We start from the raw sequence: 18016 nt of genomic DNA, 5'->3' as shown, positions 1-18016 counted from the left end.
CTTAATACTCCTCTTTGCCTGGTGCTTTGAAAATACGGTCGAGAATAATAGCCACCAGAACAATGGCGATACCGGCTTCAAAACCCTGAGAAATGTTAACCGTATTCAATGCCCGAACCACGGGCTTACCTAAGCCGTCGGCCCCTACCAGCGCAGCAATCACCACCATGGATAACGACAGCATGATGCACTGCGTTACGCCTGCCATAATGCTCGACATTGCGGCCGGTAATTCCACTTTAAATAATAACTGTGCCGGTGTTGCACCAAAGGCTTTGCCCGCTTCAATTAATTCTTCCGGCACTTTACGAATACCCAGATAGGTCAGACGAATCGGCGCGGCAATCGCAAAAATAATGGTTGAAATTAACCCCGGAACCACCCCTAAACCAAACAGAACCAAAGTCGGAATCAGATAAACAAAGGTAGGAACGGTCTGCATTAAATCCAGAATCGGACGCAGGTAACCATAAATCCAGGGCTTATGTGCCGCCAGAATACCCAGTGGTACGCCGACTAAAATACAAATCGCGGTGGCCGTCACCACCAATACAAAGGTTTCGATCATCTCCGTCCAGTAACCGAGATTCACAATCAGCAGCATCGCTGCCACAACAAATACCACCAGTGCCGTGCTGCGGTGTAAAAACCAGGCCAGAGCGGCCGTCGCCAGAATTGGTACCGATGGGTGAAACCATTGAAACAGGCTCACCAGATTGATAATGACCCATTCCAGGGAATACGCGATGAAATCGAAAAAGCCCGCTCCGTGCGTGGTCAACCAATCGACAATAGTCCCCATCCATTCACCGAGTGGGATTTTATTTTCTGTAAGCCAGTTCATAAGGTTCTCTCAAAAGCTTTAATAAAAAACATCGTGAGTGAGGGCATAAATACAGCCGCCCTCACTCCGCTCAGCAATCAGATATCCAGATGCTTTTTCACCGCTGCCAGTGCCGGAGCACCGTCTTTGGTGGTCACACCTGCCAGCCAGCTGTCGAGTACTGCCGGGTTATCTTTCAGCCAGTTAGTTGCCGCTGCATTTGGCTTAGTGCCATCGTTGAGGATGGCCCCCATCACTTCGTTTTCCATTTCCAGAGAGAACTTCAGGTTAGTCAGCAGTTGGCCAACGTTGGTACATTTTTCCAGGTAACCGGCGCGCACATTGGTGTGTACATCAGCACCGCCATAGTTCGGGCCAAAGAAATCATCGCCACCGTCCAGATAAGCCATTTCAATATTGGCGTTCATCGGGTGTGGTGCCCAACCTAAAAAGACCACCCAGTTTTCACGTTTTGCCGCACGCTGAACCTGAGACAACATGCCTGCTTCTGAGGATTCCACCAGATCGAATTTTTTCAGACCAAACGCATCTTTTTCAATCATATCCAGAATCAGACGGTTACCGTCATTACCCGGCTCAATGCCATAAATGCGGTTGTCGAATTTGTCTGCGAATTTAGCAATATCAGCAAAGCTTTTTACGCCAGCGTCATACACGTATTTAGGAACGGCCAGAGTGTATTTTGCACCCGTCAGATTCGGGCCCAAATCGTCGACGGTTTTATCGGCCAGGTAGGGTGCAATATCGGCCTGCATGGTTGGCATCCAGTTACCCAGGAAAACATCCAGGTCGTTGTTTGCCAGTGATTTGTAGGTCACGGGTACCGACAGAAGCTGAGTTTTTGGAGTGTATCCCATGCCTTCCAGTACCACGGATGCAACAGCGGTAGTCGCGGTAATATCAGTCCAGCCAACATCGGCAAAACGAACGGTATCGCAGCTACCGGCAACGGCCGTGCTGGTGTGAATTGCAGCAGCCAGTGTTGCAGCTACCAGGAGTTTTTGGCTCTTTTTCTCGATTACAGCGTTCATAGTTTCAGTTCCCCTGAAGGTGTTCAAAAATGAAAGTTTAAAAATAGGTAATCATTCTGGTCGTACAAATTCGCGCTCACACGTTTTTTGTTGCATCGCTCTGTTATTATTAATAACAGAGCGATGCGTTTTTATTCAGACGACTGCTGTTTGCGCTCCGGCGCTTGCAGTCGCTGTCGTGTTTGCCATTGTGGATCAATCCAGACCGGCACATCGGCCGCGGTTAATAATGGTTTATTTAAAATCAGATCCGCCGCCCGCTCGGCCACCATAATGGTGGGTGCGTTCAGGTTGCCGTTGGTAATGGTTGGGAAAATCGACGAATCAACCACTCGCAGTTTTTCCGCACCGCGCACCCGGCATTCATTATCCAGCACCGCCATCGGATCATTATCTGCGCCCATTTTGCAGGAGCAGGATGGGTGATAAGCACTTTCAACATTGGCCCGTACCCAGGCGTCGATATCTGCGTCGGATTGAATATCAGCACCCGGCTGAATTTCGTCACCGCGATAGTGATCCATCGACGGCTGATTAATAATTTCCCGGGTCAGTCGAATCACATCACGCCAGTCCTGTTTATCCTGTTCGGTGCTGATGTAATTAAACACAATGGATGGGTCGGCTTTCGGGTCGGCGGAGGTAATCCGCACATGGCCGCGACTTTCCGGTTTATTCGGGCCAACATGCACCTGAAAACCATGGCCATCAAATGCCGCCTGGCCGTCATAACGCATGGCTGCCGGTAAAAAGTGATATTGAATATTCGGGAATTCCAGCCCTTCACGAGAGCGGATAAAAGCACAAGACTCAAAATGATTGGTCGCCCCCAAACCGGATTTAAACAACAACCAGCGGCTGCCAATCATGCCCATGCTGAGGTAATCGAGTTTGGAATTCAGGGTGATGGGCTCTTTGCAATAAAACTGAAAATACACTTCCAGATGATCCTGCAGGTTTTCGCCCACTCCCGGCAGATCAATCAGCGGCGTTACACCCGCCTGTTGCAACACTTCCGTCGGGCCAATACCCGATAATTGCAGCAGCTTAGGCGAACCGATGGAACCCGCGGATAAAATCACTTCCTGACTGGCGCTTGCCTGCTGTACTTTGCCAGCTTTTTCATAACGCACACCCACGGCGGTATTGCCTTCCATCAGCACCTTGTGCACCAGTACACCGGTAATTAACGTCAGATTCGGGCGCTTCATCGCTTCACGTAAATAGGCGTTGGAGGTTGAGGCACGTACGCCCTTATCCACCGTCATATGCATCGGGCCAAAGCCTTCCTGCTGATAACCGTTATAATCATCCGTCACCGGATAACCGGCATCTTTACCGGCATCAATAAAGGCCTGATACAGCGGGTTTAACGTCATATCATTGCCGTTACAGGTTGCCAACGGGCCACTGGCACCACGGTATTCATCACCACCGCCGCTCCAGTTTTCGGCGCGTTTAAAATACGGCAAACAATGTTGATAATCCCAGCCTGTGGCACCTTCAGCGGCCCACTCATCAAAGTCCCGGGCATGACCACGAACATACACCATGCCATTAATCGACGAGCTGCCACCCATCACTTTGCCACGCGGGCAATGCAATACACGCTGATCAATACCGTCTTCTTTTTCGGTTTCAAACTGCCAGGTGTATTTGGCGTTGTTCATCGGATACGACAGCGCGGTGGGCATCTGAATAAAAATACTGCGATCCGAACCACCGGCTTCCAGCAGCAATACCTTATGTTCGCCACTCTCCGTCAGGCGATTTGCCAGTACACACCCGGCGGAACCGGCCCCCACAATAATGTAATCAAATGTCGTCATCGTGCTCATGGCTAATTACTCAAAAATTTTTACCGAACAGGGGCCTGCGCCTGACCTGTCACATCAATAAATTTCAATTAAATATCAATTAATTCTGAATCAGATCCGATTTAAAAAAATCCATTAAAACCGGATCAGGATTTTGTTTTACAACATCATGGATAGGGTGAATCAACATCCCCTAATTCAACGTAAACACTTTTGACCTGGGTATAGTGTTTAATGGTATCAACGCCATTTTCACGACCAATGCCCGATAATTTATAACCACCCACCGGCATTTCCGCAGGCGAAGCACCCCAGTTATTAATCCAGCAGATTCCGGCTTCCATCTTGGCAATCACCCGGTGGGCGCGAGAAAAATCTTTGGTAAAGACACCAGCTGCCAAGCCGTATTCAGTATTATTGGCACGCTCGATAACTTCGGCTTCGTCGCTGAATTTTAATACCGACATCACCGGGCCAAAGATTTCATCGGTAACATTAGGCATCTCATCATGACAGTCGGCAAATACCGTTGGCTGCACAAAATAACCACGCTCCAGACCTGCAACAGCAGCACGCTCACCACCGGTAACCAAGCGCGCACCGGCTTGTTTGCCAAGCTCAATATAATTCAGCACCTTGCCCATATGTTCTTCTGAGGCCAGTGCGCCAACCTGAGTATTAATATCCGCCGGATCACCAATCACCAGCTGTTCGGTACGCTCTTTTAATTGCTCCAGAAAAGCGTCATAAATGCTGTCGTGCACAAATACACGGGTGCCATTGGTACAGACTTCACCCTGGGTGTAAAAGTTAGCCAGCATCGCACCAGAAACCGCGTTACGCAGATCGGCATCGTCAAAAATAATTAACGGCGATTTACCACCCAGTTCCATGGTGATGTCTTTGAGTGTACCGGCGGCATCGGCCATAATTTTGCGCCCGGTGCCGGATTCACCGGTGAAGGAAATTTTGTCGATTCCGGCATGACGAGTCAGTGCCTGACCCACGCGGTAATCCCCCTGTACCACATTAAACACACCGTCAGGCACACCGGCTTCGGTATAAATTTCTGCCAGTTTCAGCGCCGTCAGCGGAGTCACTTCGGACGGTTTAAAAATCATGGCATTACCGGCGGCTAATGCCGGGCCGGATTTCCACATAGCAATCTGAATCGGATAATTCCAGGCACCAATACCCGCTACCACACCCAGTGGTTCACGTCGGGTATAGAAAAAATTAGTGCCGCCAAGATCTTGTTGGTCGCCCTGAATCGCCGGAGCTAAACCAGCAAAATATTCAATCACGTCAGCGCCGGTAACAATATCCACGCAATTGGCTTCCTGCAGCGGCTTGCCGGTATCCAGCACTTCCAGCATGGCTAATTCGTCATTACGCTCACGCAGAATCTCCACCGCGCGGCGCAGGATACGGCTGCGCTCGGTCCCCGTCATGGCCGACCAGACTTTAAAGCCCGCTTGTGCTGAGGCAACCGCGGCATCCACATCGGCCAGCGCCGCCTGTTGTACCCGGGCTAAAGGCTCACCCGTTGCCGGGTTGATGGTGGTAAACGTTTCTTCGGAGCTGGCCTGCTGATAACGGCCGTGAATATAAAGTGAATAGGTTTCTAACGGGTGAGATTGCATGGTACTACTTTCCTGCTGCTTCAAAGGTTGGCGCAACATCCAGACGAACAATGTCGTAACGGTCGGCCAGCTTGACCGGTAACTGCTCGATGATGTAACCATCAATCAGCTGCCGGGCTTCAATCACATCAATGCCTTCCGGACTTAACGCACCCCGTAACCAGATACCATCAATTAAGGCGGCAATGGTTTGTGATACCTGACGCGCTCGTGTCCGTGGCATCACTTGTTTCAGTTCGTACATCAGATAAGACAACAGGCGTTTTTGGTTAACGCGCTGCAAACGAAACAGATCGTCACGGTGCATCGACTGCGACCAGAAGGTCAGCCAGGTTTTTACCACCCGGCCATCGACCTGATTGGTATCAAAGTTGGCGCGCACAATGGCGTCCAGACGAGCCACCACGTTATCAGTCGGTACTTCTGCCAGACGCTGACGAATGTTATCCGCCAGCTCTTTTAATACGTGGCGCATGGTTGCTTCCAGCAACTTATCCTTACCGCCAAAGTGGTGGTTGATAATGGCTGGGGAAACCCCGGCATAACCACTGATCATCACCACATTGGCTTTTTGTAAGCCCACCTCGTTAATCGCTTCCATAGTGGCGTCAATTAACTGAGGTTTTCGTATTTCAGCTACTCCGAGCTTGGGCATGAGTCGTCTCTGTTTCTGATTTCTGTGTAAGGCACATCTAATAAACAAAAGCGCCGATTTATCGTCAACATTCGAGGTCGTGTATGAAACAGGATTGGCGAGGAAAGATAATCGCCGTCGTAATTGGTTAATTGATTCAGGTAATTACTTGAGCTAGGGAGCGTCAATAACAAAAATCAGAAAAGATAAAAACGCAGAAAAATTCTATAAAAAAGCCCGGGAAAACCCGGGCAAAAAACTGAAAAAATGAAGAAATAATGCAAAAAAAGCGCTTAAAATAACGCGATACCCGCAGCAATATCCTGCTGCCGCGCCGGGCGCCCATCAACAAAATGAACCCCTTTTAACCAGCGATCCACCTGATCCGGATTCTCTTTCAACCATAAACGCACCGCCCGATCGACTGGCGCAAAGCCATTGATAACGTAATCCATCACCTGCTCCAGCATATCGATATCAAACAGCATATTAGCCAATAACGCCGACACGTTATGGCATTCATTACCAAAGCCCTGACGCACAATGGTACGCACCTTAGACGCCCCTTTATTCAGGCCAAAATAGTCGTCGGCACCACCCAAATAGGCAATATCAAAACTGCGGTTCATCGGGTGTGGTTTCCAGCCCAGAAAAGCAATCCACTGGCCACGCCGTATTTTGCCTTTTACCTGGGCCAGCATCAGAAATTCGGAGGTTTCGATCAGTTTAAAATCTTTCAGACCAAAGGCATTTTTATCAATCATCGACTGAATCAACACATTGCCGTCGTTGCCTTTTTCAAGGCCATAAATACGCTGATTAAACCGATCCGCATGAGCCACCAGATCCGCTACCGTAGTTACTCCCTGATCGTACACATAGCGAGGAACGGCCAGGGTATATAACGCGCCGGTAAGATTGGTTTGTAAAACATCAATCTCGCGTTTATCCAGGTAGGGGCCAATCAGGCTGGCACTGGCTGGCATCCAGTTACCGAGAAACACATCCATTTTGTCGTCTGCCAGTTGTGCATAAACATCGCCCACGCTGGCGACCGAGGTACTGACCTGATAGCCCAACGACTCAAGTAGCACCTGAGCCACGCCAGTGGTCACTTCCAGGTCAGTCCACTCCAGATAACCAAAGCGAATGGCCTGACAGCTGTCCGGCTCTTTCGCTTGCGCCACTGAGCCGAACAAACACCAGCTAGCCAAGCTCCAAGCTAACAACCTGCTGAATACGGTAAACCTCATCGTTCCTGACTCCTTGTTTCCTGATTATGATCAGCGCTGGTTTGAGGGCTGAGCTTTCGAGAGCTGGGCTACTTCACCACACCCTGACTAACCAGCATGTCGTAGATCGCTGCCGCTTTGTCGCTGGCACTTTCGTTCACCATCACCGCGCCGCCTTTACTGGCGGTTTTGGCGGTGGCCGCTTTAAACCGATCAGCGGCGGTTTTGGCTTTTTTCGCCGGTGCAATACGCTTCGGACGCTTACGGGCTGGTTCGATGCTGGCATCCGCCATCACGGTATCCGGCAACGCGCTTGTATCCATCTCTACCGACTCCAACTGGCCACGCTGGCCCGCCGCCCAGGCGGTTTGGCGAGCTGGAGTCGCGGCGACATCTACCGATGCCACAAACGGTGCCCGTACTTTCAACAACCGCCGCTGGCCTCTTGGCAGGGCTTGTAACACTTCAAATTCACCGTCTGCTAACGCGGTAATATCGACCGCTGCCGGTAATATCGGCCACCCCAGAGCCTGAGCAATCAGATACGGCATCATGCCGGAGCCTTCACCAGACTCCGCCCGACTGCCGGTCAACACCACATCCGCCTGTAATCCGCGCAACCGGGCGCTGATTGCCGGCACCACATCGGCACCGGAAGGCTGTTGCAATACCGACAGGGAAGGAACGCCCATACCGATATATTCACGCAGCACCGCCTGGTGTTGCGCATCGCTGACATGACCGGCGTGCAGCACATTCAATGATGCGGATTGACACCGGTCAGCCAAGGTCAGTGCCAGCTCCAGCGCTTTGCTGTCCTGATCTGCCCGGCGCGCACGGCCTGAGCTGGGATGCTGTCCGACCGATACCAGAGTCACAATCGACACGCCTGCTGCTGTGTCAGCCTGACTATCTAACGCATTAAGCGGCATCACTCGCCCCTCCTGTTTGTTCGTCTGACGCTTGCTGTAGCCGTTCGATCAGCGCTGCCAGAATCTCCTGACTGTCACCAATCACGCTGAGGTCCGCTCGTTTCACCATGTCACACCCGGCGTCGGTATTAATGGCAATCACCTTATCGCAGGAACCAATTCCCTGCAGATGCTGCACCGCGCCAGAGATACCCACGGCGATATACACCCGGGCGGTGACCCAGGTGCCGGTAGCACCAACCTGACGCATACGCGGCATAAAACCATCGTCTACCGCCACCCGGCTGGCACCTTCAGTTGCGCCTAAGATGCGGGCTGCCTCATGGAACTGATCCCAGTCGTGGATGCCGTTACCGGCGGAGAGAATAAATTCGGCTTCGCCCAGCGCAATCTGATTGGGGTCAACCGCTACCGGACCAGCATCCTGAATACGCGTCAGTACCTCGGGTACCGCAAGCGTTGGCAGCAATTGGGCTTCATAGCGGGCTTCATCCACCGGCAAGGCACATTCGGACGCCAGGGATAAAATTCTCGGTGCCGTATCAGGTGTTGCGTCTGTTGTTGTGTCGTCAGATAAACTGCGACTGATATCGGTCAGATCACTGCCACCGCGACTGACCACGGTGTTGTTTTTCACCTGCCAGGCGTGCATGGCCGGACGCTCACCCAGACGAGCCGCCAGCCGTAAAGCACGGTCGTTGCCATTAAGATGGGTATCCGGGAATAACCAGAATTGAGGCTGGTAGTCACGCTCAACCGCCAACATGGCTTCCAGCTGAGTTTCCGGAGCAAAGCCACAATAGCTCTCGTCCGCAAACACCAGCACCCGATCGGCACCGGCCAGAGCTAAGGCATGATTTGGATTACTGCCCGGTTCGAGTGGCGTTTTCACCTCACCAAACACCAGCGTCACGACCGCTGTTTCCTCAACCGCCTGATCAGCCAACTGCCGGGCCTGGCCTAACACATCTTTGTCGTGGGCCGACAGTTCACCATTGTTCATATCGACCACCACCAGGATATAAGCGGACGGTGCATCAAGGGTGATCAGCGGTAAGCTTTCTTCTACCTGGGTACGACGAGCACTAGCTCCATCACCACTAACCCCAGCGCCACTAACCCCAGAACCCCCCTGGCGATCAATGCGTTTAATCCCATTGGGGCCAATAAAGCCAACCGCATGCGGGTTTTTACGCAACAGTCCCGATGGCCCGCGTACTTCAGCCCCCTGTACCGAACCTTGTGTCTCAGCGACCATTTGCTGGTGCAAAGGATGCAGGCGATTGCGCAGAATCCAGGCTTTACGTGGGTCTTTGCGCTCAAGCTCAGAAGAATAATCAGTCATCAGGCCACCTCCTGCTTGGAAGCTACTTTTTCGACCAGCGGTGCCGCTGCCTTTTCAACTAACTGCGCCGCGACAATTTCGGCAATATCCTGTACCTCAGGTCGTGGCTCAACCACACCTTCGAGCATCGCGGTACACTGCTGACAACCCACCGCCACCAGATCGGAGCTGGAGGTTGCCCCCACCGCACGAATATCATCCATACGCATATCGGCAATCCGGCGTTCACCGGGAATATCGGTAATGGGCGCACCACCACCACCGCCACAACAGCGTGAGCGGAAGCCCGAGCGCTCCATTTCGGCCAGCTCAATACCCATGGCGTTGAGTACCTCTCGTGGCGCGTCGTATTCGTTGTTGTAACGGCCCAGATAACACGGATCGTGGTAGGTCACGGTGCCGGATGTGGCCAGTGTCTCAAGTTGAATCTTACCGGCGCTCACCAGTTCATTAATAAAGCGGGTATGGTGCAGCACTTCATAGCCCAAACCCTCAGAACCAGCTTCATCGCCATACTCTTTTTGATAAACCGCCGGATACTCGTTTTTCAGGCAGTGGAAGGCATGAGGATCGGTGGTAACAATGCGTTTAAAACGGTACTGACTGAGCGTGGCGATATTGCGTTTAGCCAGGCTCTGGAAGGTGGCGTCATCCCCCAAACGACGGGCAACATCACCACTGTCGCGCTCTTCATCACCCAGAATGGCGAAGTCGACATTGGCTGCTTTCAGAATCTTCACAAAGGCTTTGAGAATACGCTGGCTGCGCATATCAAACGCACCGTCGGATACCCAGAACAACACCTCAGCCTCTTTTACTTCCGACATCAGCCGCAGGTTCTGATCAGCCGCCCACCAGCTCCGGCTGGCCGGGTTATTGCCCGATGGATTATCAGTGGCAATCAGGTTTTGCAGAGTTTCCGCCCCTTTGCCCGGCGTTGCCCCTTGCTCCAGCGTCAGGAAACGACGCATATCAACGATGGCATCAACGTGTTCGATCATCATCGGACACTCTTCCACACAAGCCCGGCAGGTGGTGCATGACCACAGGGTTTCCTGACTGACTAGACCTTCGGTAATCACTTCAAGCGGAGAACCTTTGGCCTCCCCGACGGGTTTACCCGGGTAGGGTGAACCGGCATAGTTAGCATCGGTGCCACCCGCCAGACCCACCACCATATCCTGAATCAGCTTCTTCGGATTCAGCGGCTGCCCGGCGGCAAACGCCGGACACATGGCTTCACAACGGCCACACTGAACACAGGCATCAAAGCCTAATAATTGATTCCATATAAAATCGCTGGGCTTGGCCACGCCTAAGATTTTGCTGCCAGAGGCTTTGCTGTCAGAGGTGTTGTTATCAAAGGTATCGAGATCCAGCAGTTTTAAGCCGGTCGATGCACCTTTATCGTGTGTGCCACCAAAGCGCTCCGGGCGACGGTGAAACGCCAGATGCAGAGCTCCGGCAAAGGCGTGCTTCATCGGCCCGGCCCAGCCCATACCCAACAGCATTTCACCCAGTCCGGCGACAATGCCGGCCAGTAATAAAAACGCCAGTACCCCTGAGCCAAAACCGTCGGGCAGAATACCTGCCGCTGGCAGCGTCACCACAAAGAAGGTCACGGCAAAGCTCAGCAGGCTTTTTGGCAGGCGCATCCACGGCCCTTTTGACAGCCGCGATGGTGGATTCAGACGGCGGCGCAACACAAACAGCGCGCCAACAAACATCACGCTTGTGGTCAGCAATAACGGCCAGGCCAGCCAGGCCGTATCAAAGCCAAAACCGTGTACCAACAGAATCAACAGCATCGAGGCAACAAAACCCCCGGCTGTTGCCACGTGGGTATTCGACATCACCTTGTCACGATCAACCACATGGTGCAGATCAACCAGATAGCGACCCGGCATGGCTTTCAGACCAGCGACCCAGTCCACCGCTTCGGCTTGCCCGGCACGCCACAACTGAGCGCGGCGCACCATGCCAGCCAACAGAACGGCAATAAACCCAGCCAGCAGCCAGGGAATGACAGACTCCAGCATTCTCGACCCCTCGTATTGCCGTTACAGGTGCATGCACAGACGCAGCGCGTCGTAGATGGCCGCATGGGTATTGCGCTGCGACACACAGTCACCCAGACGCCATAGGATCATGCCGTTACCGTCACGGGTGTCTTCGCTGAGCACCGGCTGGGGCTGAATATCGAACAGGGTTTCGTTATCGATCTGGCCTTTGTTGCGCGACTCCGCTTTTAACTCGTAGTACAGCGCTTCATTCGGACGCACGCCGTTTTCGACCACAATCTGATCCACTACGCGCTCTTCCTGCTGGCCGGTGTATTCGTTTTCCAATACCGCCACCAGCTGCTCACCTTCTTTATAAACCTTCTCCAGCAGCAGATCGGAGGTCATGATGACTTCTTTCTCATACAGCGAGCGGTAGTAGGTCGGGAAGGTGGTACCACCAATGCCCACGCCCGGTTTGATGTCGTCGGTCACCAGCTCCACCAGCGAACCTTTGGATAACAGGTAATCCGCCGCAGACATGCCCGAGAATTCACAGATTGTGTCGTAAATCAGTACGTTTTTGCCCGGCTCAACCGTGCCGTTGAGAATATCCCAGCTCGATACCACCAGCCCGTCAGCCGCGCCCCACTCCGGGTTTTGTTCAATAAACGGCGTGCCACCGGTAGCCAGAATACAAACGTCAGGTTTCAGATCGCGAATCATATCGGCGTTGGCCGAGGTACCCAGACGCACATCCACACCGAGACGATCCAGCTCCATTGCCAGCCAACGGGTAATACCCGCCATCTGATCCCGTTGTGGTGCTTTAGCCGCGATAGTGATCTGACCACCCAGCTCGTCGGCTTTTTCTACCAAGGTCACCTGATGACCGCGTTCAGCAGCAACACGCGCAGCTTCCATGCCGCCCGGGCCGCCCCCCACAACAACCACGTTACGCACCGCTCCGGTGGTTTTTTCGATTTCATGCGGCAGCCCCATGTATTCACGCGAGGTCGCAGCATTCTGAATGCACAACACATCCAGACCCATGTACTGACGGTCGATGCAGTAGTTAGCGCCGACGCACTGACGAATCTGATCCACCTGGTCCATTTTGATTTTGGCAATCAGGTGTGGGTCAGCGATGTGTGCCCGGGTCATGCCAACAAAATCGACATAGCCTTCTTCAAGGATACGTTTGGCCTGATTCGGGTCTTTGATGTTCTGAGCGTGAATCACCGGCACCGATACCACCTCTTTGATGCCCGCCGCTAAATGCAGGAAAGGCTCCGGTGGGTAACTCATGTTCGGAATTACGTTAGCCAGGGTGTTGTGAGTATCACAACCGGAACCCACCACACCGAAGTAGTCGATCAGACCGGTCTGATCGTAATAGGTGGCAATCTGCTTCATATCTTCATGGTTAAGACCGTCCGGGTGGAACTCATCACCGGTAATACGCATACCCACGACAAAGTCCGGGCCTACCGCTTCACGTACAGCTTTAGCGACTTCCAGCCCAAAACGCATGCGGTTTTCAAAACTGCCGCCCCATTGATCAGTCCGCTTGTTCACCCGTGGTGACCAGAACTGGTCAATCATATGCTGGTGCACGGCGGATAATTCCACCCCGTCGAGGCCACCTTCTTTGGCACGCACGGCGGCTTTGGCGAAGTCGTTAATAACGCGCCAGATTTCTTCCTCTTCAATCGTTTTACAGGTCGCGCGGTGCACCGGCTCACGAATACCGGATGGTGACATCAGGTTCGGCCAGTTCTCACCATCCCAGCGTGAGCGACGACCCATATGAGTAATCTGAATCATGATTTTGCCGCCGTGCTTATGCACCGCATCAGCCAGATTCTGGAAGTGCGGAATAATCCGGTCGGTCGACAGATTCACCGAGCTCCACCAACTTTGTGGGCTGTCGATGGCCACCACCGACGAACCACCACAAATACATAAACCACAGCCACCTTTGGCCTTTTCTTCGTAATATTTTACGTAGCGATCGGTGGTCATCCCGCCATCGGTGGCGTACACCTCAGCGTGGGCAGTGCTCACCACCCGGTTACGGATGGTCAGTTTGTTGATGTTCAGCGGCTGGAACAAAATATCGTACTGGGACATAGGCTCGGCTCTCTTACGTATCGCTTACGCTGCCCCGGCTCTTACATGGCCGGGGTTTTCACTAATTCAGGGCTTTTCTGAGCATTGCCGCATCAATGGCAACGCCGGTAGTTTTCAGAGGTCTGTCAGAAATCAGGCTGCAATGACTGCCATAAAGCTTCGCTTTCAGCGGTTACGGGTTTCACCTCGAAGTAACCCACATCACAACCGTCTTGTGCGGCACACTGGGTTTGTTCGCTCAGGGTGCGGGTGTCATAACCCAATGATTTGGCAATCTGATCAATGGCGCCGGAGAACCAGCCGGTGAACATATAGTCCACCATGCGATTCACCTTGCCGTACTGATAAACAAAGGCAGAGTTTTCCAGCCGCACCTTGGCGGTACCAGCTTTGATATCCAGCGCTTCGGTAATAAATAATCCCCAGCCACGCTGAGACAGACGTTTCATGTAGTGGTGGAAAATTTCGTCACCGCTGATGCCATGGCATTCGGCTTCTTTTTCACACCAGTAATAGGCTGACTTATAACCCGCACGGTAGAGCGCTTCGGCATACTTCTCAGCGCCCAGCTCGTTCTCAACCGCCATATGGTTATTCACAAAGAAATGACGGGGCACGTACAACATCGGCAGGGCGTCAGTGGTCCACACACCGGTTTCATCATCCACTTGAATCGGCATTTCTGGGGCGTGGTAGCTCATGATCTTGTCTCTTAAAAATAGGATTATCGGAATAGGATCAGTCTAAAAAGAGCGGCCGCCAGAGAAGTTACTGAAAACGACAAGGGAAGAACCGGATGCGCAGGGGGGTAAGAGGCAATAAAGTAATTTTTGCAGTTGAACTATTGCAATGAAACGACAACAGCTAATAGGCGCGGCCACATCCACTTCTGACGCTAAGCCATTGATTTCAGGCATAAAAAAAGCGCCCACCAGGCGCTTTTTTCATTTAACTGCTTGTGTCTGAGGCTTTACACCCTGCTGAAAAACAAGAGATTGGCCTTGTCGCATAGGTTTGGGAGACACACCCTTACCAAGCCATCACTGATTTTAGTCAGCCACTACACCTGCGTCAACAACAGGTAAATCGCTATTTGAACCGCTTTCAGAGACTATTTTCACTGCCGTTTCGCTAGCGAAACTGGGGAAATACAGTGTAGAAACTCGTATACTTATCAATATTTAAAAAAGGGATGTTTTGTTTTATGGACATTGAAAACGCAAAAAACCTAGGCAAGCACTGGGCTGCGATCAGAGGGAATAAAGCCATCGCAGTGATACCAATGCTTGTTCCATCTGATGTTGATTTTGAAGCATTCAGAATCCAAGCCATCAACACTTTGCAGCTACTTGGCGAGGTAAAAACAGGCGAATTACTGGACGATTACGGAGATCGGTATTTCATCCCCAGGAAGAACCACGGCAACAGAAGTAAGAATCCAAAGCCAGTAGAACCGCTAGAAGTCTTCCAACCATCAGACACATACCAGACAGGCGGCAATATATGAATGGATTTTTACTCACCAGCTTAGCCATAGGGTTTGGCCTCGCTGTTTTGTTTATGGCCATACTCAAGTCATCGACTGGAAATAGAGAAAAAATATCTTTCCATAACCAGAGTGATGACAGAACAGATATCTCCCGTAAATGGCACCCAAACAACATTCCCAGAGACGACTAAAGGCATGAATATTGGCTACGCCAGAGTATCAACAACAGAGTAAGACACCGCCCTGCTGCACGACTCCCTACACGCTGATAAATCATGGAAAACGAGTAACAAAAAAGCCGTTGCTGTTACCAGCAACGGCTTTGGTGTTTATGAATAAGGTCTGAATGACCGAACCTTTTTATTCGGCGTCTTATTCACCCCAAACGTCTTTTAATACCCGCACCCAGTTACCGCCCATGATTTTTGCCACCTCATCGGCTTTAAAACCATGCTTTAACAGAGCTTCGGTCAGGTTAGGGAATTCACCCACGGTACGAATACCTTCCGGGTTCACAATTTTTCCGAAATTGGTCAGACGACGGGCATAACCTTTGTCGTGAGTTAACCATTCAAAGAAATCAAAACCATGGCCCTGGGTAAAGTCGGTACCAATACCAATATTGTCGATACCACAAATATTGGCGATATAAGCAATGGCTTCAACGTAATCGTCAATGGTGGAATTAATGCCGTTTTTCAGGAAAGGCGCGAACATAGTAACGCCCACAAAACCACCATGATCGGCAATAAATTTCAGTTCTTCATCGGATTTATTACGCGGGTGATCTTTTAAACCAGACGGCAGACAGTGTGAATAACACACCGGTTTTTTCGATTCTAAAATCACTTCTTCGGAGGTTTTTGAGCCCACATGAGACAGATCACACATCACCCCAACGCGGTTCATTTCGGCAACAATTTCACGGCCAAAATCCGACAGGCCACCATCACGTTCATAACAACCGGTACCAATCAGGTTTTGAGTGTTGTAACACATCTGCACCACACCCACGCCCAGGTCTTTAAACACCTGTACGTAACCCAGTTGGTCTTCAAATGCATGGGCATTCTGAAAGCCCATCATAATGCCGGTTTTACCTTCCTGTTTGGCTTTAAAAATATCGTCGGTGGTTTTGATTTTCATTACCAGATCGCTGTTGGCTTCGATCAGGTTATTCATATCGACGATGTTATCGACGGTTTTCTGAAAATCTTCCCAAACCGACACCGTGCAGTTGGCCGCCGTCAGGCCACCTTTGCGCATGTCTTCAAACAGTGCGCGTTCCCACTTGGCGATGATCAGACCATCAATAATGATGGATTCTTGATGGAGTGTGCTTGCTTCGCTCATGACGCCCTCAACTGACTACTAATTTGCAAAATCAGTGTCAGTGTAAAAGTGGTGTTTCACCGGCAGGAGCCTGAACACGACAGCGATACAGCCAAAACCGTCGTGTTCATACTTTTGCTTTCAACAACAGCAGACCTCAGTGACCAACCCGTACGGAGCCAAAGCTGGGTTCAAACTGAGCCGCCGCCATGGCACTTGGCATCGCCACATTAAAGCCAAAGCGGTTGTCATTAGCGGCACTGGATAACTCCGGTGACTCCGGTGTTGCCACCGTTTTTTCCCAGCCACCCATCCGTTCTTCACGTGGTGAAATTCCCATGTACTTGCGGTAGCTGCGGCTGAAATGAGGTGTGGACACAAAGCCACACGCGGTAGCGACTTCAATCACCGGCAAGGTGGTTTGTTTCAGCAATTGGCGGGCACGACCCAGACGCAATTTGAGGTAATAACGCGAAGGCGTGCAGCCCAGATAAGAGTGGAACAAACGCTCCAGCTGACGGCGTGATACACCGGCAAACGAGGCCAGATCATCCAGCTCAATTGGCTCTTCGATATTGGCTTCCATTAATTCAACAATATCAACCAGCTTAGGTTGTGCGGCATGCAACAGATGACGCAACGGAATACGCTGCGGATCTGCCTCGTTGCGCATACGTTCGTACACAAACATCTCTGAAATGGCGCCAGCCAATGAACTGTTATGCTGGCTGGAAATCACATTCAGCATCATATCCAGTGGTGCGGTGCCGCCGGAACAGGTCATCCGGTCGCCATCAATGGTAAACAGGCGGGTATTAAACTGAATGCCCGGATAACGCTCACGCAGAGATGCCAGACATTCCCAGTGAGCACTGGCGTTATAACCTTCCAGCAAACGGGCCTGAGCCAATAAGGTTGAGCCGGTGCAGATACCGCCAATGATGATTTTCTTTCTCGCCATCGACTGCACCCATTCAATTTCTTTACGGCCAAAGCTGTTCTGGATATTGACCCCACCCACGACAAATAAGCCGTCGAGTGTATCAACATCACGGGCGGCACAATCCGGTGCAATGTTCATCCCGTCACTGGCGCGTACGCTCTGGCCGTCATGCGTCACCAGATCCCAGGTAAATAATTCCTGGCCACTTAACTGGTTGGCCATACGCAGCGGCTCTACCGCTGAGGCCAATGCCATCATGGTGAAATTCTCTAATAACAGAAATCCGAACTTCACAGGTCGCATGGTTACATCGTTCATTTTGCTCATCTCAGTTGCCACGGCTATGTCCTCTGTCATTTTTATGAGGGCCCGTTAACACTATTTAGATCTTTGCTGCTGGCAGTCAGTTTTTTCTTGAGCAAGGCATGAGGAGCGTTGTTTAACGAGTTAAATAAGCAACGAATAACACAGCTCAGGGAAAAACTGACACCAGCCCTTCGGGTTATGGCTGAAAATCCTTCACTCTGCGTTGCTCATCATTCATTTAACTCGTTAAACATCACTCTTCGCGCCTTGATTGAAAGATTTTCAGCGCATAACAGCGTGATCGAAATAGTATTAACTGGCCCTAATTGATCGTT

General features: G+C 51.5%; 14 protein-coding genes. 1 reads left to right on the top strand and 13 read right to left on the bottom strand.

Translation table 11 applies throughout. From position 1 onward, the window contains the following. Window position 1: 1 nt before the first annotated feature. The 11 genes from choW to ACO05E_RS10510 form a co-directional block, all read right to left on the bottom strand. Entirely contained in the window at window positions 2-844 is an 843-nt protein-coding gene (choW, locus tag ACO05E_RS10560; protein WP_419812896.1) for a choline ABC transporter permease subunit, read from the bottom strand. A gap of 77 nt (window positions 845-921) precedes the next feature. Continuing rightward, window positions 922-1875, bottom strand: a complete 954-nt coding sequence (locus ACO05E_RS10555) for a choline ABC transporter substrate-binding protein (protein WP_419812895.1) — start codon at window positions 1873-1875, stop codon at window positions 922-924. A 131-nt stretch (window positions 1876-2006) separates the two neighbouring features. After that, a complete protein-coding gene (gene betA / locus ACO05E_RS10550) occupies window positions 2007-3704 on the bottom strand; it encodes a choline dehydrogenase (protein WP_419812894.1) in 1698 nt (565 codons plus the stop codon). Between the two features lie 155 nt (window positions 3705-3859). Then, on the bottom strand, window positions 3860-5335 hold the full coding sequence (betB, locus tag ACO05E_RS10545) for a betaine-aldehyde dehydrogenase (protein WP_419812893.1): 1476 nt from the start codon (window positions 5333-5335) through the stop codon (window positions 3860-3862). A gap of 4 nt (window positions 5336-5339) precedes the next feature. Next, window positions 5340-5990 carry a transcriptional regulator BetI gene (gene betI, locus ACO05E_RS10540; protein WP_419812892.1) on the bottom strand — a complete coding sequence of 217 codons (651 nt, stop codon included), beginning with the start codon at window positions 5988-5990 and terminating at the stop codon, window positions 5340-5342. A gap of 272 nt (window positions 5991-6262) precedes the next feature. Beyond that, window positions 6263-7156 carry a glycine betaine ABC transporter substrate-binding protein gene (locus ACO05E_RS10535; RefSeq protein WP_419812891.1) on the bottom strand — a complete coding sequence of 298 codons (894 nt, stop codon included), beginning with the start codon at window positions 7154-7156 and terminating at the stop codon, window positions 6263-6265. Between the two features lie 134 nt (window positions 7157-7290). After that, entirely contained in the window at window positions 7291-8133 is an 843-nt protein-coding gene (locus ACO05E_RS10530) for an electron transfer flavoprotein subunit beta (RefSeq protein WP_419813681.1), read from the bottom strand. Next, window positions 8123-9478: an electron transfer flavoprotein subunit alpha/FixB family protein gene (locus tag ACO05E_RS10525; RefSeq protein ID WP_419812890.1), complete on the bottom strand. Its 1356-nt coding sequence runs from the start codon at window positions 9476-9478 to the stop codon at window positions 8123-8125. The genes ACO05E_RS10530 and ACO05E_RS10525 overlap by 11 nt, the downstream gene beginning before the upstream one ends. Beyond that, on the bottom strand, window positions 9478-11517 hold the full coding sequence (locus ACO05E_RS10520; protein WP_419812889.1) for a (Fe-S)-binding protein: 2040 nt from the start codon (window positions 11515-11517) through the stop codon (window positions 9478-9480). The genes ACO05E_RS10525 and ACO05E_RS10520 overlap by 1 nt, the downstream gene beginning before the upstream one ends. 21 nt (window positions 11518-11538) lie before the next feature. Next, entirely contained in the window at window positions 11539-13611 is a 2073-nt protein-coding gene (gene dgcA, locus ACO05E_RS10515; RefSeq protein WP_419812888.1) for a dimethylglycine demethylation protein DgcA, read from the bottom strand. Window positions 13612-13736: 125 nt separating this feature from the next. Beyond that, window positions 13737-14312, bottom strand: a complete 576-nt coding sequence (locus tag ACO05E_RS10510; protein ID WP_419812887.1) for a DUF5943 domain-containing protein — start codon at window positions 14310-14312, stop codon at window positions 13737-13739. A gap of 503 nt (window positions 14313-14815) precedes the next feature. Here ACO05E_RS10510 and ACO05E_RS10505 point away from each other — a divergent pair. Beyond that, on the top strand, window positions 14816-15118 hold the full coding sequence (locus tag ACO05E_RS10505; RefSeq protein ID WP_419812886.1) for a hypothetical protein: 303 nt from the start codon (window positions 14816-14818) through the stop codon (window positions 15116-15118). A 354-nt stretch (window positions 15119-15472) separates the two neighbouring features. On the opposite strand, the gene ACO05E_RS10500 is transcribed toward ACO05E_RS10505, so the two are convergent. Both ACO05E_RS10500 and ACO05E_RS10495 read right to left on the bottom strand, forming a co-directional pair. Beyond that, entirely contained in the window at window positions 15473-16453 is a 981-nt protein-coding gene (locus tag ACO05E_RS10500) for a dipeptidase (RefSeq protein WP_419812885.1), read from the bottom strand. A 136-nt stretch (window positions 16454-16589) separates the two neighbouring features. After that, window positions 16590-17714 carry a GlxA family transcriptional regulator gene (locus tag ACO05E_RS10495; protein WP_419812884.1) on the bottom strand — a complete coding sequence of 375 codons (1125 nt, stop codon included), beginning with the start codon at window positions 17712-17714 and terminating at the stop codon, window positions 16590-16592. Window positions 17715-18016 lie beyond the last annotated feature (302 nt).

The organism is Bacterioplanoides sp. (genome assembly GCF_965226395.1).
GTDB lineage: Bacteria > Pseudomonadota > Gammaproteobacteria > Pseudomonadales > Oceanobacteraceae > Bacterioplanoides.
The sequence above is the reverse complement of the archived record's forward strand: the minus strand, read 5'-3'. Positions and strand labels throughout refer to the sequence as shown.

What these genes read in the sequence shown, in the direction of transcription:
- choW (WP_419812896.1), bottom strand. Translation starts at nt 844, where the DNA reads ATGAACTGGCTTACAGAAAATAAAATCCCACTCGGTGAATGGATGGGG.
- ACO05E_RS10555 (WP_419812895.1), bottom strand. Translation starts at nt 1,875, where the DNA reads ATGAACGCTGTAATCGAGAAAAAGAGCCAAAAACTCCTGGTAGCTGCA.
- betA (WP_419812894.1), bottom strand. Translation starts at nt 3,704, where the DNA reads ATGACGACATTTGATTACATTATTGTGGGGGCCGGTTCCGCCGGGTGT.
- betB (WP_419812893.1), bottom strand. Translation starts at nt 5,335, where the DNA reads ATGCAATCTCACCCGTTAGAAACCTATTCACTTTATATTCACGGCCGT.
- betI (WP_419812892.1), bottom strand. Translation starts at nt 5,990, where the DNA reads ATGCCCAAGCTCGGAGTAGCTGAAATACGAAAACCTCAGTTAATTGAC.
- ACO05E_RS10530 (WP_419813681.1), bottom strand. Translation starts at nt 8,133, where the DNA reads ATGCCGCTTAATGCGTTAGATAGTCAGGCTGACACAGCAGCAGGCGTG.
- ACO05E_RS10525 (WP_419812890.1), bottom strand. Translation starts at nt 9,478, where the DNA reads ATGACTGATTATTCTTCTGAGCTTGAGCGCAAAGACCCACGTAAAGCC.
- ACO05E_RS10520 (WP_419812889.1), bottom strand. Translation starts at nt 11,517, where the DNA reads ATGCTGGAGTCTGTCATTCCCTGGCTGCTGGCTGGGTTTATTGCCGTT.
- dgcA (WP_419812888.1), bottom strand. Translation starts at nt 13,611, where the DNA reads ATGTCCCAGTACGATATTTTGTTCCAGCCGCTGAACATCAACAAACTG.
- ACO05E_RS10510 (WP_419812887.1), bottom strand. Translation starts at nt 14,312, where the DNA reads ATGAGCTACCACGCCCCAGAAATGCCGATTCAAGTGGATGATGAAACC.
- ACO05E_RS10505 (WP_419812886.1), top strand. Translation starts at nt 14,816, where the DNA reads ATGGACATTGAAAACGCAAAAAACCTAGGCAAGCACTGGGCTGCGATC.
- ACO05E_RS10500 (WP_419812885.1), bottom strand. Translation starts at nt 16,453, where the DNA reads ATGAGCGAAGCAAGCACACTCCATCAAGAATCCATCATTATTGATGGT.